The sequence below is a fragment of the Gulosibacter macacae genome, from assembly GCF_003865375.1.
GTDB classification, from domain to species: Bacteria; Actinomycetota; Actinomycetes; order Actinomycetales; family Microbacteriaceae; genus Gulosibacter; species Gulosibacter macacae.
On the sequence record NZ_RQVS01000002.1, the window covers coordinates 150,430 to 165,982 of the forward strand.

The 15,553-nt window shown below is 65.4% G+C and carries 12 protein-coding genes and 1 pseudogene; 8 read left to right on the forward strand and 5 right to left on the reverse strand.

The window, feature by feature from the left end; all coding sequences use genetic code 11:
- Window positions 1–183: 183 nt before the first annotated feature.
- A complete protein-coding gene (locus tag EG850_RS02230; RefSeq protein WP_235829176.1) occupies window positions 184–3,732 on the forward strand; it encodes a bifunctional proline dehydrogenase/L-glutamate gamma-semialdehyde dehydrogenase in 3,549 nt (1,182 codons plus the stop codon).
- Between the two features lie 86 nt (window positions 3,733–3,818).
- Here EG850_RS02230 and EG850_RS02235 read toward each other — a convergent pair whose 3' ends face one another.
- Entirely contained in the window at window positions 3,819–6,047 is a 2,229-nt protein-coding gene (locus EG850_RS02235) for an Orn/Lys/Arg family decarboxylase (RefSeq protein WP_124969412.1), read from the reverse strand.
- Between the two features lie 144 nt (window positions 6,048–6,191).
- Window positions 6,192–6,662: a MarR family winged helix-turn-helix transcriptional regulator gene (locus EG850_RS02240; RefSeq protein ID WP_124969414.1), complete on the reverse strand. Its 471-nt coding sequence runs from the start codon at window positions 6,660–6,662 to the stop codon at window positions 6,192–6,194.
- Between the two features lie 212 nt (window positions 6,663–6,874).
- On the opposite strand from EG850_RS02240, the gene EG850_RS02245 reads away from it, so the two are divergent.
- Window positions 6,875–7,810, forward strand: a complete 936-nt coding sequence (locus tag EG850_RS02245; protein WP_185714909.1) for an AMP-binding protein — start codon at window positions 6,875–6,877, stop codon at window positions 7,808–7,810.
- Window positions 7,811–7,845: 35 nt separating this feature from the next.
- The gene (locus EG850_RS13635) at window positions 7,846–8,193 is read left to right on the forward strand and encodes an AMP-binding protein (protein ID WP_185714926.1); all 348 of its coding nucleotides are present in this window, start codon (window positions 7,846–7,848) and stop codon (window positions 8,191–8,193) included.
- Here the strand turns inward: EG850_RS13635 and EG850_RS02255 are convergent.
- A pseudogene (locus EG850_RS02255) lies at window positions 8,103–8,533 on the reverse strand (SDR family NAD(P)-dependent oxidoreductase); the annotation flags it as partial. The gene EG850_RS13635 and the pseudogene EG850_RS02255 overlap by 91 nt on opposite strands.
- Window positions 8,534–8,700: 167 nt before the next feature.
- Here EG850_RS02255 and EG850_RS02260 point away from each other — a divergent pair.
- Window positions 8,701–9,933 carry an MFS transporter gene (locus tag EG850_RS02260; RefSeq protein WP_124969420.1) on the forward strand — a complete coding sequence of 411 codons (1,233 nt, stop codon included), beginning with the start codon at window positions 8,701–8,703 and terminating at the stop codon, window positions 9,931–9,933.
- Window positions 9,934–9,992: 59 nt separating this feature from the next.
- Entirely contained in the window at window positions 9,993–11,420 is a 1,428-nt protein-coding gene (thrC, locus tag EG850_RS02265; protein ID WP_124969422.1) for a threonine synthase, read from the forward strand.
- A gap of 177 nt (window positions 11,421–11,597) precedes the next feature.
- Here the strand turns inward: thrC and EG850_RS13640 are convergent, their stop codons facing one another.
- A complete protein-coding gene (locus EG850_RS13640) occupies window positions 11,598–11,729 on the reverse strand; it encodes a hypothetical protein (protein WP_268878149.1) in 132 nt (43 codons plus the stop codon).
- Window positions 11,730–11,814: 85 nt separating this feature from the next.
- Here EG850_RS13640 and EG850_RS02270 point away from each other — a divergent pair, with 85 nt between their 5' ends.
- Complete coding sequence (locus tag EG850_RS02270; RefSeq protein ID WP_124969424.1) at window positions 11,815–12,324, forward strand: hypothetical protein; 510 nt, start codon at window positions 11,815–11,817, stop codon at window positions 12,322–12,324.
- Here EG850_RS02270 and EG850_RS02275 read toward each other — a convergent pair.
- On the reverse strand, window positions 12,273–12,860 hold the full coding sequence (locus EG850_RS02275) for a TetR/AcrR family transcriptional regulator (RefSeq protein WP_235829177.1): 588 nt from the start codon (window positions 12,858–12,860) through the stop codon (window positions 12,273–12,275). The genes EG850_RS02270 and EG850_RS02275 overlap by 52 nt on opposite strands.
- Before the next feature lie 109 nt (window positions 12,861–12,969).
- Between EG850_RS02275 and EG850_RS02280 the strand changes: the two genes are divergently transcribed.
- Window positions 12,970–13,932 carry an AraC-like ligand-binding domain-containing protein gene (locus EG850_RS02280; protein WP_185714910.1) on the forward strand — a complete coding sequence of 321 codons (963 nt, stop codon included), beginning with the start codon at window positions 12,970–12,972 and terminating at the stop codon, window positions 13,930–13,932.
- 54 nt (window positions 13,933–13,986) lie between these two features.
- Entirely contained in the window at window positions 13,987–15,498 is a 1,512-nt protein-coding gene (locus EG850_RS02285; protein WP_124969430.1) for an APC family permease, read from the forward strand.
- Window positions 15,499–15,553 lie beyond the last annotated feature (55 nt).

Below are 15,553 nucleotides of genomic sequence, written 5' to 3' on the forward strand. Positions count from 1 at the left end.
TTTTGGGTGTGCCGAGGTTCTTTAGGTGTGCTGAGGTTCTCGAAGCACCGCAACTGGTCCTCTCGTGACAAAGTGGCCCACCCATGGGTGGGCCACTTCGCCACGAGAGGGTGACTTGCGACGAACCCGCGCGATCAGCCCACACTCAGCCCGCGACCGGCCCGGCGGATGAGGATAGCCAGCATGAGCAATGGCGCCTCCGACTTCCACGACCTCGCCCCGCGCGCGGTCGACACCGTCCGTGAATGGCTTGCTGAGGCCGAACGCATCCCCGTCGACCCGGCCGGTGAACAACTCGCGAGGCTCCTGCGCGATCCGAACGGCCTCAGCTTCGCGGTCGGCTTTGTCGACGGCGTAATCCGCCCAGAAGACCCCGAAGTTGCCGCCGCCAACCTGCAACGCCTCACCGCCGAAACCCCAGGCTTCCTGCCCGCACCACTCCGGGCGGCCGCGGGCGTCGGCGGCACCCTCGCCCCGCGCATCCCGGGCATCGTCGTACCCATCGCCCGACGCGTACTACGTCAGCTCGTCGGCCACCTCATCCTCGACGCCAGCGACGTACGGCTTGGCCCGGCACTACGCAAGCTCAATCGCGACGGCAACAAACTCAACCTCAACCTGCTCGGCGAAGCCGTGCTCGGCGATCGCGAAGCCACCCGCCGCCTCGAACGCACCACCAAGCTCCTCAGGCGTCCCGACGTCGACTACGTCTCCATCAAAGTGTCGGCAACCACCGCCCCGCACCAGCCCTGGGGGTTCGCCGATGCCGTCACCGAAACCGTCGACCGGCTGCTCCCGCTGTTCAGCTACGCAGCCGCAGCCAAGACCCCGAAGTTCATCAACCTCGACATGGAGGAGTACCGCGATCTCGAGTTCACGATCGCGGTGTTCATGCGCCTCCTGAGCCAGCCCGCGCTCAAACAGCTCGAAGCAGGACTCGTGCTCCAGACCTATCTGCCAAATGCACTCGGAGCCATGCAACGCCTGCAGGCCTGGGCATCCTCGCGCGTGAACGCTGGCGGCGCACCCATCAAAGTGCGCCTCGTCAAGGGCGCGAATCTGCCCATGGAACGCGTCGACGCCGAGGTGCACGGTTGGCCACTCGCGACATACCACGCCAAGGTCGACACGGATGCGAACTACAAGCGGGTGCTCGACTGGGCACTCACTCCCGAGCACACCGCGAATGTGCGACTCGGCATCGCCGGTCACAACCTCTTCGACGTCGCGCTCGCCTGGCTCGTCGCCGAACGTCGCGGCGTCACTGCAGCCATTGAGTTCGAGATGCTCCTCGGTATGGCGACCCAGCAGGCCGAGGTCGTGCGTCGGCACGTCGGCGGGCTGCGGCTCTACACGCCGATCGTGCATCCGGGCGAGTTCGATGTGGCGATCGCCTACCTCGTGCGCCGGCTCGAAGAAGGCGCGGCAAGTGACAACTTCATGTCGGCAGTGTTCGAGCTCGCCGACAACGAGCGGCTCTTTGCCCGCGAACGCGACTGCTTCCTCACCTCGATCGAAGAGATGGCCGCCGCCACCCCGAACTCGCACCGGGCGCAGGATCGCACGCGCCCCGCATCCCCAGCCCTGCGCTACGGCTTCGAGAACGCGCCTGATTCCGACCCGGCGATGATCGCGAATCAGGCCTGGGCCGAGGTTATTCGCGAGCACATCGCGACCTCGCAACTCGGTGAAGGCACTCGCGCGGCAAATACTGTGGCGACGAGCGAAGAATTGGATGCACGCATCCAAGCCGCGCTCGACTCCGGTTGGGGTGCGTGGTCGGCAGACGAACGGGCGGATGCGCTGCATGCCGTTGGTGACGAACTCGAGCGCCGCCGCGCCGAGCTCATCGAAGTCGCGGCGGCCGAGTGCGGGAAGACGCTCGACCAGGCCGATGTCGAAGTTTCAGAGGCGGTCGACTTCGCGCACTACTACGCCGAACGCGCCCGCGAGCTCGAACGCATTGACGGCGCCCGTTTCTCGCCCGCGAAGCTCATTGCGGTGACGCCACCGTGGAACTTCCCGCTCGCAATTCCGGCCGGGTCGACGCTGGCGGCGCTCGCGGCGGGCGCGCCGGCGATCTTGAAGCCGGCATCCGCCGCCTCGAGGTGTGGCGCCTTGCTTGCTGAGGCGATCTGGCAGGCGGTGCCGCGGGAGGCGATGCAATACGTGCAATTTGCTGAACGTGAGCTCGGCTCGAAGCTCATCGCCGACGAGGCGGTCGAACGGGTCATTCTCACCGGCGGCTACGAGACAGCCGAGGCGTTTCGAAGCATCCGGCCCGAGGTCGAACTGCTCGCTGAAACGAGCGGGAAAAACGCGATCATCATCACCCCGAGTGCCGACTACGACCTCGCGGTGCGCGATGTCATCGCCTCGGCGTTCGGCCACGCGGGACAGAAGTGCTCAGCGGCCTCGCTCGTGATTCTCGTGGGCCAGGCGGGTGCATCGAAGCGGTTGCGCGATCAACTCGTCGATGGGGTGCGCTCGCTGCGGGTCGGACCGCCGAGTGATGCGCTCGCGAAAATGGGGCCGATCATCGCGCCCGCCTCAGGCAAGCTCTTGCGTGGACTGTCGGTGCTGGGTGAGGGCGAGAACTGGGTGCTTGAGCCGCGTCCGCTCGATAAGGCCGGGATACTCTGGTCGCCCGGCCTGCGCGCGGGCGTGCGGCGGGGGAGCGAGTACCACCTCACCGAGTACTTCGGCCCGATTCTTGGTGTGATGCGGGTTGACACCCTCGACGAGGCGATCGAGGCGGTGAATGAAGTCGACTATGGACTCACCTCGGGGCTGCACTCGCGCGATGCCGAGGAGATTGCGCGCTGGCTCGAGCGGGTGCAGGCCGGCAACCTTTACGTGAATCGCGGGATTACCGGAGCAATCGTGCAACGCCAGCCCTTCGGCGGCTGGAAGAAGTCGGTGGTCGGTGCGACCGTGAAAGCGGGCGGTCCGAACTACCTCTTCGGCCTTGGTAATTGGGATGCGGCGGAGGCCGTCGACGGCGCAACTCCCGTCGAGCCTCGGGTCGTCGCGCTGCTGGATGCGGTGGGCGACGATCTCGCGCGGGGTGAGGATCGCGCGCTGAGGCCCACGAAGCGTGAGACCGGTGCTTCGAGTGCCTCAGCACACGGGCTGGATGGTGCCCTGAGGTTCTCGAAGGGCGAGGTGGGTGGTGCTTCGAGTGCCTCAGCACGCGGCGGAGGGCACCTGGCTCGGGCCGCCGCATCCGATGAAGCGGCCTGGCAGACCGAGTTCAGCCAGAACCGCGATGTGCAGGGCCTGGCGGCCGAGCGCAATGTCTTCCGCTATCTTCCGGTGACCGCTCCGGTGCAACTCCGTGTCGCGGAGGGCGAGCCGATCGAACACGCGCTTCGCCTCGCCCTCGCGGGTCTGCGTGCGGGCGCACCCTTCGTGCTCTCCACGGCCGAGGCGCTGCCGCCCGAAGCCATGCGCATCCTGCACACGTCGCAATTGCCGTGTGTGATCGAGACCGACGCGGAGTTCCGCATCCGGGTGCCGAAGTTGCGCGGACGCTTGCGATTCATCGGGTCGGATGCGGAATACCGCGCGGTCGCGGCAGCGTCGGGCTCACCCGAGCTCGCAATCTGGCGCCGCCGAGTCACCGAATCTGGCCGGCTCGAGCTGTTGCCATTCCTGCATGAGCAGGCGGTGTCGATCACGGCCCACCGGTACGGCTCACCTGATCCGCTGGTGGCAGAGGTGCTTGCCTAGCGACAAGTCCCCCTCTCGTGGCGAACTCCCCCACCCATGGGTGGGGGAGTTCGCCACGAGAGGGCCACTTGCGGGCCGCGATCGCCTTACTCGCGGATGCAGGCGACCGTGCGGGTGCCGTCCGACGCCAGGCCGTGGGTGTCGCCCGAAAAGCCGGGGAACTCATCCACCAAGAGCGACTCCACCCGCAGGTACTCGACGATGAGTTCCGACACCCGCTCACCCGGCACGACCAGCGGAATGCCCGGTGGGTAGGGCGTGAGCAGCACTGCGGTCGTGCGTCCGGCGAGCTCCGCGATCGGCACGTGCTCGACTTCGCCGTCGATCATTGCGGCCCACGCATCGGCCGGCAGCATCGTCATCTCGGGGTCGTCGAGGTAGATGTCGGTCGAGAGGTTCGCGAAGTCATGCTCGCGGTAGGCGGCGTGCATCTCGTCGCAGAGATCACGGAGGCGGCGTCCACGGTATTCGGGATGCTCCGCCACGAACCGAGGCATCACCAGTCGTAGCCCCGCGTTTTGGTCGTAGGCACGCTTGAATCGGTGCAACTCGGCAATGAGGGTGTTCCACCGGCCCTTCGTCACCCCGATCGTGAACAGCACGAACAGTGAGTAGAGGCCAATCTTCTCAACGACGATGCCGTGCTCGGCAAGGTACTTCGCGAGCACTGGGCCGGGAATACCCCTATCGGCAAACTCACCATTCACCGAGAGGCCCGGTGTCGTGAGCGTCACCTTGAGCGGGTCGAGCATGGTGAAACCGTCGTCGACTGAGCCGTCGAAGCCGTGCCAATCGTCACCCGGGCGAAGGAGCCAGTCCTCGCGCTGCAACGCGCCATCCGAGAGCGCCGATTCCGGACCCCACACGTCGAACCACCAGTCGCCTTCAGGTAGTTCGCGACCGATGCGCGAGATCGCGCGACGAAACTCGAGGGCCTCCGTCAATGCATCCTCGACGAGTGCCCGGCCACCAACGCCACGCATCATCTCGGCCGAAACATCGCAGCTCGCGATGATCGCGTACTGCGGCGAGGTCGAGGTGTGCATGAGGTACGACTCGTTGAAGATGTCGCGGTCGAGGTGACGCGTCTCGGAATCCTGCACGAGAATCTGCGAGGCCTGCGAGAGCCCGGCGAGCAGCTTGTGCGTCGACTGCGTCGCATAGACGAGCGAGTCGGTCGTGCGCTCGCGGCGGTCGTCGACCGCGTGCATCCCGGCATAGAGCTCGTGGAACGCCGCGTGCGGCACCCACGCCTCGTCGAAGTGCAGGGCGGTGACGTGGCCGTCGAGCGTGCGCTTGATCTCATCGGCGTCGTAGAGGATGCCGTCGTAGGTCGATTGCGTCAGCGTGAGAATGCGCGGGGTTGCGTCGCCGTCTTCAATAAATGGATGCGCCTCGATGCGCCGGCGAATCTCGGCCGGGTCGAACTCACTGCGGGGAATCGGCCCGATGATGCCGGCGCGGTTGCGGGTCGGCTGCAGGTAGATGGGCACAGCGCCGGTGAGCATGAGCGAGTGCAGGATCGACTTGTGGCAGTTACGGTCGACGAGCACGACATCGCCCGCGCCCACGCAGGAGTTCCAGACGATCTTGTTTGAGGTCGAGGTGCCGTTCGTCACAAAGAAGAGGTGGTCGGCGCGGAAGGTTTCGGAGGCGCGCACCTCGGAGTCGGCAACGGGACCCGAGTGGTCAAGCAACTGGCCGAGTTCTTTCACCGAGCTCGACACATCCGAGCGCAGCAGGTTTTCGCCGAAGAAGTTGTGGAAGAGCGTGCCGACCGGCGACTTCAAGAAGGCCGTGCCACCCGAGTGACCGGGGGAGTGCCAGGAGTAGGCCCCGTCGTCGGCGTAGTGGATGAGCGCCTTGAAAAACGGCGGCGCCATCTTGGCGAGGTAGTTCGCGGCCTCGCGCTGAATCGAGCGGGCGGCGAATTGCGGGGTGTCTTCGTGGGCGTTGACGACGCCTTCGATCTCGCTGAGCACGTCAACCGGGATGCGCCGGGCCGTGAGCTGCTCGCCGAACAGATAAATTGGCAGGCGCTCGTTCTGGCCGCGCACGACGCGCACGAATTCGCGCAATGCGAGCATGGGTGCCTCATCGTCACCGCGCAGCGCGCGCGGGTCGACCACGTAGACGACCGCCGAATTGTCGGTGGTGAGGCGACCGTACGAGGTCGCATCGTCAACGGCGTGGATGCGCTCGACGGCGGTTCCTGAGGCGATGAATGCCTCTTCGAGGGCATCGAGGGCTTGCCAGGTTTCGGGCGCGGGGGTGACGGAGTTCGTCACAATGGCGATGGGGAATGCGGCGCTCATGCTGTCCTTCGTGGGGTCAGTCAACTGGCCGCTTCGTCGCGACCACTTGCCGAGCATATCGGCCCGAACCCAAAGATGTGAACGACATTCACTGCGTTGACCAGGGCAAGAGGCCCGGTTGCACGCTCGAAGATGGTGGCGCTGCTAGTCCTGCGCCGCCACCAGGCGCTGGAGGAAAGCCACGAGTTGCTGATGTTCTGCTTCAGTGAATCCGCTCGCGAAGGTGATGTCGGTGCCGCGCACCACCTTCTCGATTTCGGCGCGGCGTTCACGTCCGAGCTTCGTGGGAACGACGAGCTTGGTGCGGCGGTCGTTCGGGTCGGGTGTGCGCTCGACGAGTCCCTGCGTCTCGAGCTCGTCAATGAGTGGTACGAGCTGGCTCGGGTCAAGCGAGATCGCGACTGCGAGCTCGCGCTGGTTTGCCGGCGGGAAATCGCAAGTGATCGAGAGCAGTGAGTAGGTGCGCACGCGCATCCCGAGTGGCTCAAGCGCGTTCCGAGCATGGCGGCTGGCGATTGACCCCGCCTTGGCGAGCAGGAAGCCGACATCGGCGTCAATGCCCACATCGTCGAGCCGTGCATCCTGTTTTTCAACAGTCGCGTCGATCTTGGTCATGGTGAATCCTCAGTAACAATAGTTGACGATATCAATGATTAATGGTCTCATTGATTTCGTCACTGCGGGGCATAGGCGCCCCGCTAGCCTGAACGATGCGAGCGCGCCTCGCAAGGCGGTGGCTAGCAAGTCGATGAGGACTTTCTCCTCGCAAGCGTCCGGGAGGCGATGTGCGCAATCAAGGTCTTGGCTCATGGATTCACCGTCAGCGAGTGAAGTCGCGCGACCGTGTCGCGATCATTCACGGCGATCGACAGATCACCTATGACGCCCTCGCCGAGCGCATCGACCGGCTCTCGAATGCGTTGCACGAACGCGGAGTGCGCAAGGGTGACCGCGTCGCCTATCTCGGTGGCAATCACATTGCCTTCCTTGAGACTTTCTTTGCCTGCGGCCAGCTCGGGGCGATCATCGTGCCGATCAACACTCGCAGCGCACCGCCTGAGATCGAGTACGTGCTCGATGACTCGGCGACCGAGGTGCTCGTCTTTGACACTCGGATGCGTGACCTCGCCCGCGCGGGCAGTTGGTCGTCGGGTGTGCGCCATCGTCTGCACATTGACGGCGAGGCGTATGAAGCGGTCGAGTCGTACGAGGATGCCTTGCAGGCTGGCTCGCCGAAGACTCGCGATGACCTTGTCACCCGCGCCGACCCGGCGATGATTCTCTACACCTCCGGCACGACCGGTCGGCCGAAGGGTGCGGTGCTCACGCACGGCAACTTCACCTGGAATTCGATGAACGTGCTCGTTGACTATGACCTCACTTCCTCGTCGACGACGCTGTTGATTGCACCGATGTTCCACGGTGCATCGCTCGGAATGGGTGCACTCCCGACGCTGCTCAAGGGTGGCCGGCTCGTGCTCCACAATGAATTTGTTCCTGCTGACGTGCTGAGCGACATTGCGCACCACCAGGTGACCCTGCTCAGTGGCGTGCCGACGACTTTCCAGTTGCTTGCGGAGCATCCTGATTGGGAGGCGGCAGACCTTTCGAGCCTGCAGATGATCTCGTGCGGTGGCAGTCAGCTTCCGCGACGGGTCTCGGATGCCTATGTGAACCGCGGCATCGCCTTTTCGATGAAGTACGGCATGACCGAAACTTCACCTACACGCCGCCCAGGTACGCCGGTGAGTACGAGGGGGTAAGTGGCCTTTCGCACTTCTTCACCGATGTGCGCATCATGAACGAGGAAGGCGAGTTCTTGCCTGCGCGCGAAGTGGGCAAAATCGTCATCGAGGGTCCGAACGTCATTCCCGAGTACTGGCGCAAGCCTGAGGCGACCGCCGAGTCGCGTCGCGGCGAGTGGTTCCGCTCGGGTTACTTCGGTTACCTGGATGCGGATGGTTTCCTTTACGTCTCGGCTCGCGCGAAAGACATGATCATTTCGGGTGGCGAGAACATCTACCCGGCGGCGATCGAGCAGATGCTCATGGAGATCGCCGATCTCGACTGGCCGAAGTTGCCGTACTGGCCGGTGGGCGAGCCGATCGGGATGATGCGGCCAGCGACGCCGTTCTCCTTGAAGTAGCGGAACGCTTCGCGGCCGACGAGGAAGGTGCCGCGCCGGTGCACCTTGATGACGAGGTCGAAGTCTTCAGCGGTCATCTTGAGGACCGACTTGTCGCGGAGGATGCCCGCGTTGTTCACGACGATGTCGAGGCCACCGAAGGTGACGACGGCGACGGCGTTGCCGCCGGCGTAAGTGATGGTCTTGACTGCCTCGGCGGCGGTGGCTTCGTTGACGTCATTGATGACGACGGATGCGCCGCGGCGCGCGAGTTCCTGGGCGTAGGCGAGTCCGAGGCCCTGTCCCGAGCCAGTGTAACGATGGCAACCTTGCCGGCGAGGGGCGTGGCGTTGTCGGTCATGCGTTCTCTCCTTTGAGACGTGTCTGGTGGAATATTCGCATTCCCAACCAGCTTGGGTTCTGCGCCGGAGCACCCGCCCCGTTAAGTCAATGAAAGTCCAAATCATTGAAAATGTCAACGGAAATGATTGATGCTGTAGTCGATACCCTGGGCGGTATGCTCGGCTCATGACCGCAACCGACCTCACTGCATTCAACCGCGACGAGGTGCAACGCCGCACCCTCCGGGTCGTCGTAGCCAGTCAGGTGCTCGGTGGTGCGGGCCTCGCCGCGGGCATCTCGGTCGGCGCACTCCTCGCCGAAGAAATGCTCGACACCGGCGGGCTCGCGGGCCTCCCGACGGCGCTCTTCACCCTCGGCTCAGCGCTGTCGGCCTTCCTCGTCGGCCGCTTCACCCAGCGACTCGGCCGCCGCTACGGCCTCGGTCTCGGCTTCGCGGCGGGTGGTATCGGTGCCATCGGCGTGGTCATCGCGGCCGTGACCGGCAGCATCCCGCTACTTTTTGCATCCCTCTTTATCTATGGCGCCGGCACCGCCACAAACCTGCAGGCCCGCTACGCCGGCACCGATCTCGCGACCCCGCAGACGCGGGCGAAGGCCGTGAGCGTGGCGATGGTGTCGACGACGCTTGGCGCAGTCGCGGGCCCGAACCTCATCGCGCCGCTCGGTCGCCTCGCCGACAGCCTCGGCATCCCCACGCTCGCGGGACCCTTCCTGCTTGCGGCCGCGGCCTACCTCGCGGCCGGTGCCGTGTTCCTGATCTTTCTCAAGCCCGACCCGTATCTGCTCGCCCGCGCGCTCGATGTTGCCGAGCATCCGGCCACCGATGCCGCCCCGTCGAAACCCGGCCGCGGAGCCTGGGTCGGCGGCATCGTCATGGCGCTCGGACACATTGCCATGGTGGCGATCATGACGATGACGCCAGTGCACATGCGGGCGCACGGCCACGGCCTGGATGCGGTGGGGCTCGTGATCGGGCTTCACATCGGCGCGATGTACCTGCCCTCGCTCGTCACTGGCGTGCTCGTTGACCGCTATGGCCGCATCCCGATGGCGATCGCGTCGGGCGTGACGCTGCTGGCAGCCGGGATCGTCGCCGCCGTTGCCCCGGCCGAATCGCTCGGCCTACTCATCCTGGCGCTCACGCTGCTCGGCCTCGGCTGGAACTTCGGCCTCATCGCCGGCACCTCGCTTGTCGTCGACGCGACCGTGCCGGCGAATCGGCCCCGCACTCAGGGCACGATCGACGTCGGCATCGCGCTTGCTGGCGCCGGGGCCGGGCTTGGTTCTGGCGTTGTTGCGAGTGCGCTGAGTTTCGCCGCTCTCTCGTTTATTGGTGGGATGCTCGCCCTCGCGCTCGTGCCCACGCTCCTGTTCGTGCGCCCGCGCCGCACCGCGTGACCGCCGTCGCCTAGGATTCCTCTAGTACGCAAGCGGCAACGATCGACCGAGGAGCACCCGTGCAGTTCATCTCCACCCGTGGCGGCACCGAACCGAAGGACTACTGCGAGGTGCTCCTTGAGGGGCTCGCCGCCGATGGTGGCCTCGTCGTCCCCGAGTATCTGCCCGAAGTGAGTGCCGAGACCTTCGAGTCGTGGCGCGCGCTGAGCTATCCCGAGCTTGCCACCGAGGTCATCGGCCTGTTCGCGACCGACATTCCCCGCGACGAACTCGCGCGCATGTGCGCTTCGGCGTACGACGCATCCCGGTTCCCGAACCGCGCCATCGTGCCGCTGCGTGATATTGGCGCGGGAATGACGCTCGTGGGGCTCTCGGAAGGCCCGACGCTCGCCTTCAAAGACATGGCGATGCAGTTCCTCGGCGAGGCGATCGAGTACGCTCTCGGCCGCGAAGACCGCGTGCTCAATGTGCTCGGCGCAACCTCGGGCGACACCGGCTCGGCTGCGGAGCACGCGTTGCACGGCCGCGACCGCGTCTCGGTGTTCATGCTCTCACCGCAGGGGCGCATGAGCCCCTTCCAGCGCGCGCAGATGTACTCGCTGCTCGATGACAACATCCACAACATTGCGATCGAGGGCGTGTTTGACGACTGCCAGCACCTCGTGAAGCAGCTCAGCGAAGACCTCGAGTTCAAGAACGAGTTCAATCTCGGTGCGGTGAACTCGATCAACTTCGGCCGCATCTCGGCGCAGATCGTCTACTACGTGTGGGCGTGGTTGCGCGCGAGTGATGGGGTGGATGCTGCCGATCGCGCCGACTTCAAGGTCTCGTTCGCCGTGCCCTCGGGCAACTTCGGCAATATCCTCTCGGGCTTCTATGCGAGCAAGCTCGGGGTGCCGGTGGAGCGCCTCGTGCTCGCCTCGAACGAGAACAATGTGCTCGATGAGTTCTTCCGCACGGGCTGGTACCGCCCGCGTTCAGCTGCGAACACGCTTGCGACGTCGAGCCCGTCGATGGACGTGTCGAAGGCCTCGAACCTTGAGCGCTTCGTGTTTGAGCTGGTGGGTCGCGACCCGGCGCGCGTTGCTGAAGCCTGGCGCGAATTGGCTGCCCAGGGCGCGATCGATTTCACCGTCGAGCAGCTTCGTTTCGCGGATGAGTTCCGCATTGTGAGCGGCACGAGCACCCACGCCGATCGCCTCGCCACCATTCATGAGGTGGCTGAGCGGGAGGGCGTGCTCATTGATCCGCACACGGCTGATGGTGTGCACGTGGCGGCTGACTTTGTCGAAGAGGGCGTGCCGATGCTCGTGCTCGAGACGGCGAAGCCCGAGAAGTTTGCTGCGACGATGGCTGAGGCGCTCGGTCGCGAGCTCGAGCCGAGCGCCGAGCACCAGGAACTGCTCGACGCGCCCCAGCGCGTGCTCAACATGCCGAACGACGAGGATGCGCTGCGCCTATTCATTGCCGAGCACGCGCTGAGCTAGCGGCCGCGTCCCGCGCCCGCCCGCGCTCGTGCGGGCACCCGCGCTCGCGCCCGCCTGCGCCACGCAGCGCAGCGCAGCACGCTGAGGCTCTCGAAGCGCCCCATGGATCACCACTAATCCGCGCGCTCCCGACTAATCCGCCCGTTGCAGCGCGCGGTTTTGTCGGGAGCGCGCGGTTTAGCGAAGCTGGCTCGTCGCGAGCGCGCGTGGTCGGCCGACACCACGGCACACGGATGCGCGCAGGAGTGCCAGCGCGGTCCACGTTTCGCGCGCCTGCATCGCCGCCTCAGGGCAGTGACTTTCACGCATCCATGCGTTATTCTCTACGCACGTAGAGTAAACGCGAGCGCGTGGTCAGCGTCGACCGCCGCAGCGTTTCGCGGGAGGTGCGTGCATGTCTGCAATCGATGCCGGGTTTCGGCGTACAGCGACGGTCGCCTGGCTGCCGCTGAGCGGCGGCCGCTGGGTCGCGCTACCTGCGCTCGCAGGCATCGCCGCGCACGTGTGGATCTTGCTCGCGCATCCCCACGGCGAAGTGCTCGCGGCGGTCATGATCGCCATGACCCTCGTCTGCTCGTGGTGCGTCGTCGACCTGCTCGCCCGGCCGAGCGGCCGCGGCCTGCGCATGATCGTCATCATGGCGGCGGTCATGGCGGTGCTCCACCTTGGCCTCATTGTTGGGATGCCCGGGGCGCTCGGCTCCGCAACGCACGTCCACGGGGCGGCGGCACCAATGCCCGCGCTGGCTCCGAGCGATGACGGCGGCATGACCGCACAAATGCTTGGCCTCATCGTGATCGAGATCGTGATCGCCTATTCGGCCGCCTTCGCACTACGTCGCCGCGCGCGAGTTCAGTCGGAGGGACGCACGCCCACGAGCCCCTCGAGCAAGGTGGCAAGTTGAGCTTCGTAGCCTTCGGCAGTCGCGCGATTCGGATTCAGCGCCGCAGTAATCTGCGCCCCGAGCAGGAATTGCAGCAGCACATCGGCGGCTGCCGTCTGGTCACGGCTCGGATCAATCTGCGTCAACCAATCGATCAGCCACTCGCGCCACATCCCCATCGAGGTGATGTGCTGATCCTGTGCCGCCGGGATGTTCTCGGCCGCACCCCAGAACGCCACCACCACGCGAGCCTCGTCGATACGCGTGGCGTCGAGGGGCAGCACCTCGCGACAAAAGCGCGTCAGCGCATCCAACCCAGACTCATCGTCGTGCGCGGCCGAAGCGCGATCATTCGTCTGCTCGAACACAAACTGGTACGTCGCGCGCAAGAGATCGTTCTTCGTCGCGAAGTACGGCTTGAGCGCCCCATTCGCATAGCCCGCCTCGGCCGCGATCTCGCGCATCGTCGCACTCTCGAAGCCATGCCGCGCAATGATGCGCCAGGTCGCGCGCACGATCTCGGCCCGGCGCGCGTCGTGGTCGACGATCTTCGGCACTCCGCACCACTCCTTCGCTACCCCGGCGCGAACACTCGCCGCCGTCCCCTCATTGTCCCATCTCAGCCAGCGCGGCCCTCGCGGCCGACTCGAACGAAGGGCCGTCACCATGCTCACTCTTGACGAATTTCAGTCCGCCGTCGACGAATCGTTCGTGCCGCTCGAGATTCGAGCGAAGCATCCTCAGTCGTTTCTAGGTGCCATCTCGCAAGTCGAGGTGCACGGCGTCACCTTCACTGAAGTGTGCGGCGCACCACACAGTGCCGAGCGCACTGCCGCGCTCATCGACCGCCAACCGGGCCACTACTACAAGGTGAGCTTGCAATTGGCCGGCTCCGGTACCGTGCACCAGGCCGGACGCACCGTGCAACTCAGCGTCGGCGACCTCACGATCTACGACGCATCCCGCCCCTACCGGCTCGACTTCAGTGAGCCCTACCGCCTCCTCGTCGTGCAACTTCCGCACGATCGGATGCGGCTCTCGTCACGAGCGACCGAGCAGATGACCGCGGTGCGCTTCGCCGCGGGTGAGGGGCTCGGCCGGGTCGTATCGCCCTACCTCGCCTCACTCGGCGAGCACTTCGCGGAGTTGCGCGGCCCCGCTGGCGCGACGCTCGCGCGGAACGCAGTTGACCTGCTCAGCACGCTGCTCGCCACCCACCTCGAGTCAAGCGAACGGCAGGTCGGCCCGCGCCGCGAACTCTTCGAGCGGGCCTGCGAAGCCATCGACGCCGAACTCGGTGACTCGACCCTCACCCCATCGCGCATCGCCGAGCGGGTGTTCATTTCGGTGCGGCACCTGCACTGCCTCTTCAGCGAACAGGGCGAAACGGTCACCTCCTACCTGCGCCACCGACGTCTCGAACGGTGCTATCAAGACCTGCTTGACGCCAACGCATCCGAACTTTCAATTGCCGCAATCGGCACCCGCTGGGGTTTCAAGGATGCGGCCCATTTCAGCCGGTCATTCAAAGCTGCCTATGGCGAGTCCCCTAGTGAAGTGCGGCGCGGGCTGGCCACGCGCGCCCAGGCAAAACCACTGCCGCAGTGGTCAACCGCGCGGGCCGCCTGAGTCGCAAACTGGGATCAATAATCCCTCCGGCCCCTCACACAAAGGAGTGTGCTCATGGCCTCATCGACTCCGGTCGCCGACGCCTCGGCGACCACGCACGATCCGCGCCGCAAGCTCGGCGTCATCTCGATCGCGCTCATGATCATCGCGGCCTCGGCGCCGCTCACCGCCGTCGGCGGCGGCTTCACCACGAGCTTCGCGGTCTCGGGCAACCTCGGCGTGCCGCTCTCGTTCTTCATCCTCGTGGCGGTGTTCATCATCTTCGCGTTCGGGTACGCAGCAATGAGCCGCTTCATTGACAACGCGGGCGCGTTCTACGCCTATGTGGCGCAGGGGCTCAACCGCTCGCTCGGCATCGGTGCCTCGATGGTCGCGCTTGTCGCCTACAACCTCATGCAGATCGGCATCAACGCGATCTTCGGCTTCTCGGTCGCCGACCTGTTCGCCTCGGTGTTCGGCTGGGAAACCCCGTGGTGGGTGTGGAGCATGTTCGGCATCGCCATCGTGGGTCTGCTCGGGGTGAACCGCATCGACCTTTCGGCGAAGGTGCTCGGCATCGTGGTGGCGCTCGAATTCCTCGTGGTGCTCGTGTTCGACATCGTTGCGATCATTGCCCAGCCCGAGGGTGTTTCGGCTCGTGGCTTGTTGCCGGCCGACCTCTTTGGCCCCGGCGTCGGTGTCGCCTTCTCGTTCGGTGTCGCCGCCTTCATGGGCTTCGAATCAGCGGCCATCTACTCGCGCGAAGCGAAAGACCCGAAGCGCACGATCGGCCGCGCGACGATGCTCGCTATCGCCGTCGGCGGTATCTTCTACGGTCTATCGGCCTGGGCGATGACCGTTGCTGTGGGCCCGAGCCAGGTCGTTGAGGTCGCCGCGACGCAGGGCCCCGGCCTCGTCTTCGGGGTGCTCGCAGAGCACGCCGGCACGATCTTCGCCGACATCGCGAACGTGATGTTCGTGACGAGTATCTTCGCGGCGCTCCTCAGCTTCCACAACGCCGTGGCGCGCTACTTCTCGACGCTTGGCCGCGAGGGAGTTTTGCCCGGATGGTTGGGGGCGCAGCGCGCGCTGCACGGTGCGCCCTGGGCCGGATCGGTGACGCAATCGGTGCTCGGCATTGTGGTGCTCTTCGTGTTCATCCTCGCGGAGTCGGCCATGACCGCCGGCTGGCCCGCCGAAATCACGCCGCTCTACCCGGTGCTCACCATGTTCACCTGGCTCACCTCATCGGGGGCGGCTGGCCTCACCTTCCTCATGGCGATCGTCGCAGTTGCCGTGATCGGCTACTTCTGGCGTAACCACCGTGGTGTGGGGGTGTGGAGTCGGTTGATTGCCCCGGCCATTGCCGCAGTCGCGCTCATCGTGCTGTTTGTGCTCATGCTCATGTACTTCAACCTGCTGCTCGGGCAGGTGGATGAGAACGGCGAGACCTTCAGCACCTGGCTCACCTGGTTCTTCCCGACGTTGCTCATCTTGCCGCTGTTCCTCGGACTTCTGTGGGCACAGCGGATGCGACTGCGCACGCCGGAGCGCTTCGCACAGGTTGGACACGGGTCGCACGACTAGCTGCCTGGCTGGTGAAACGGGGTTCCCTGCGGGGAACCCCGTTTTGCTGTTGCGC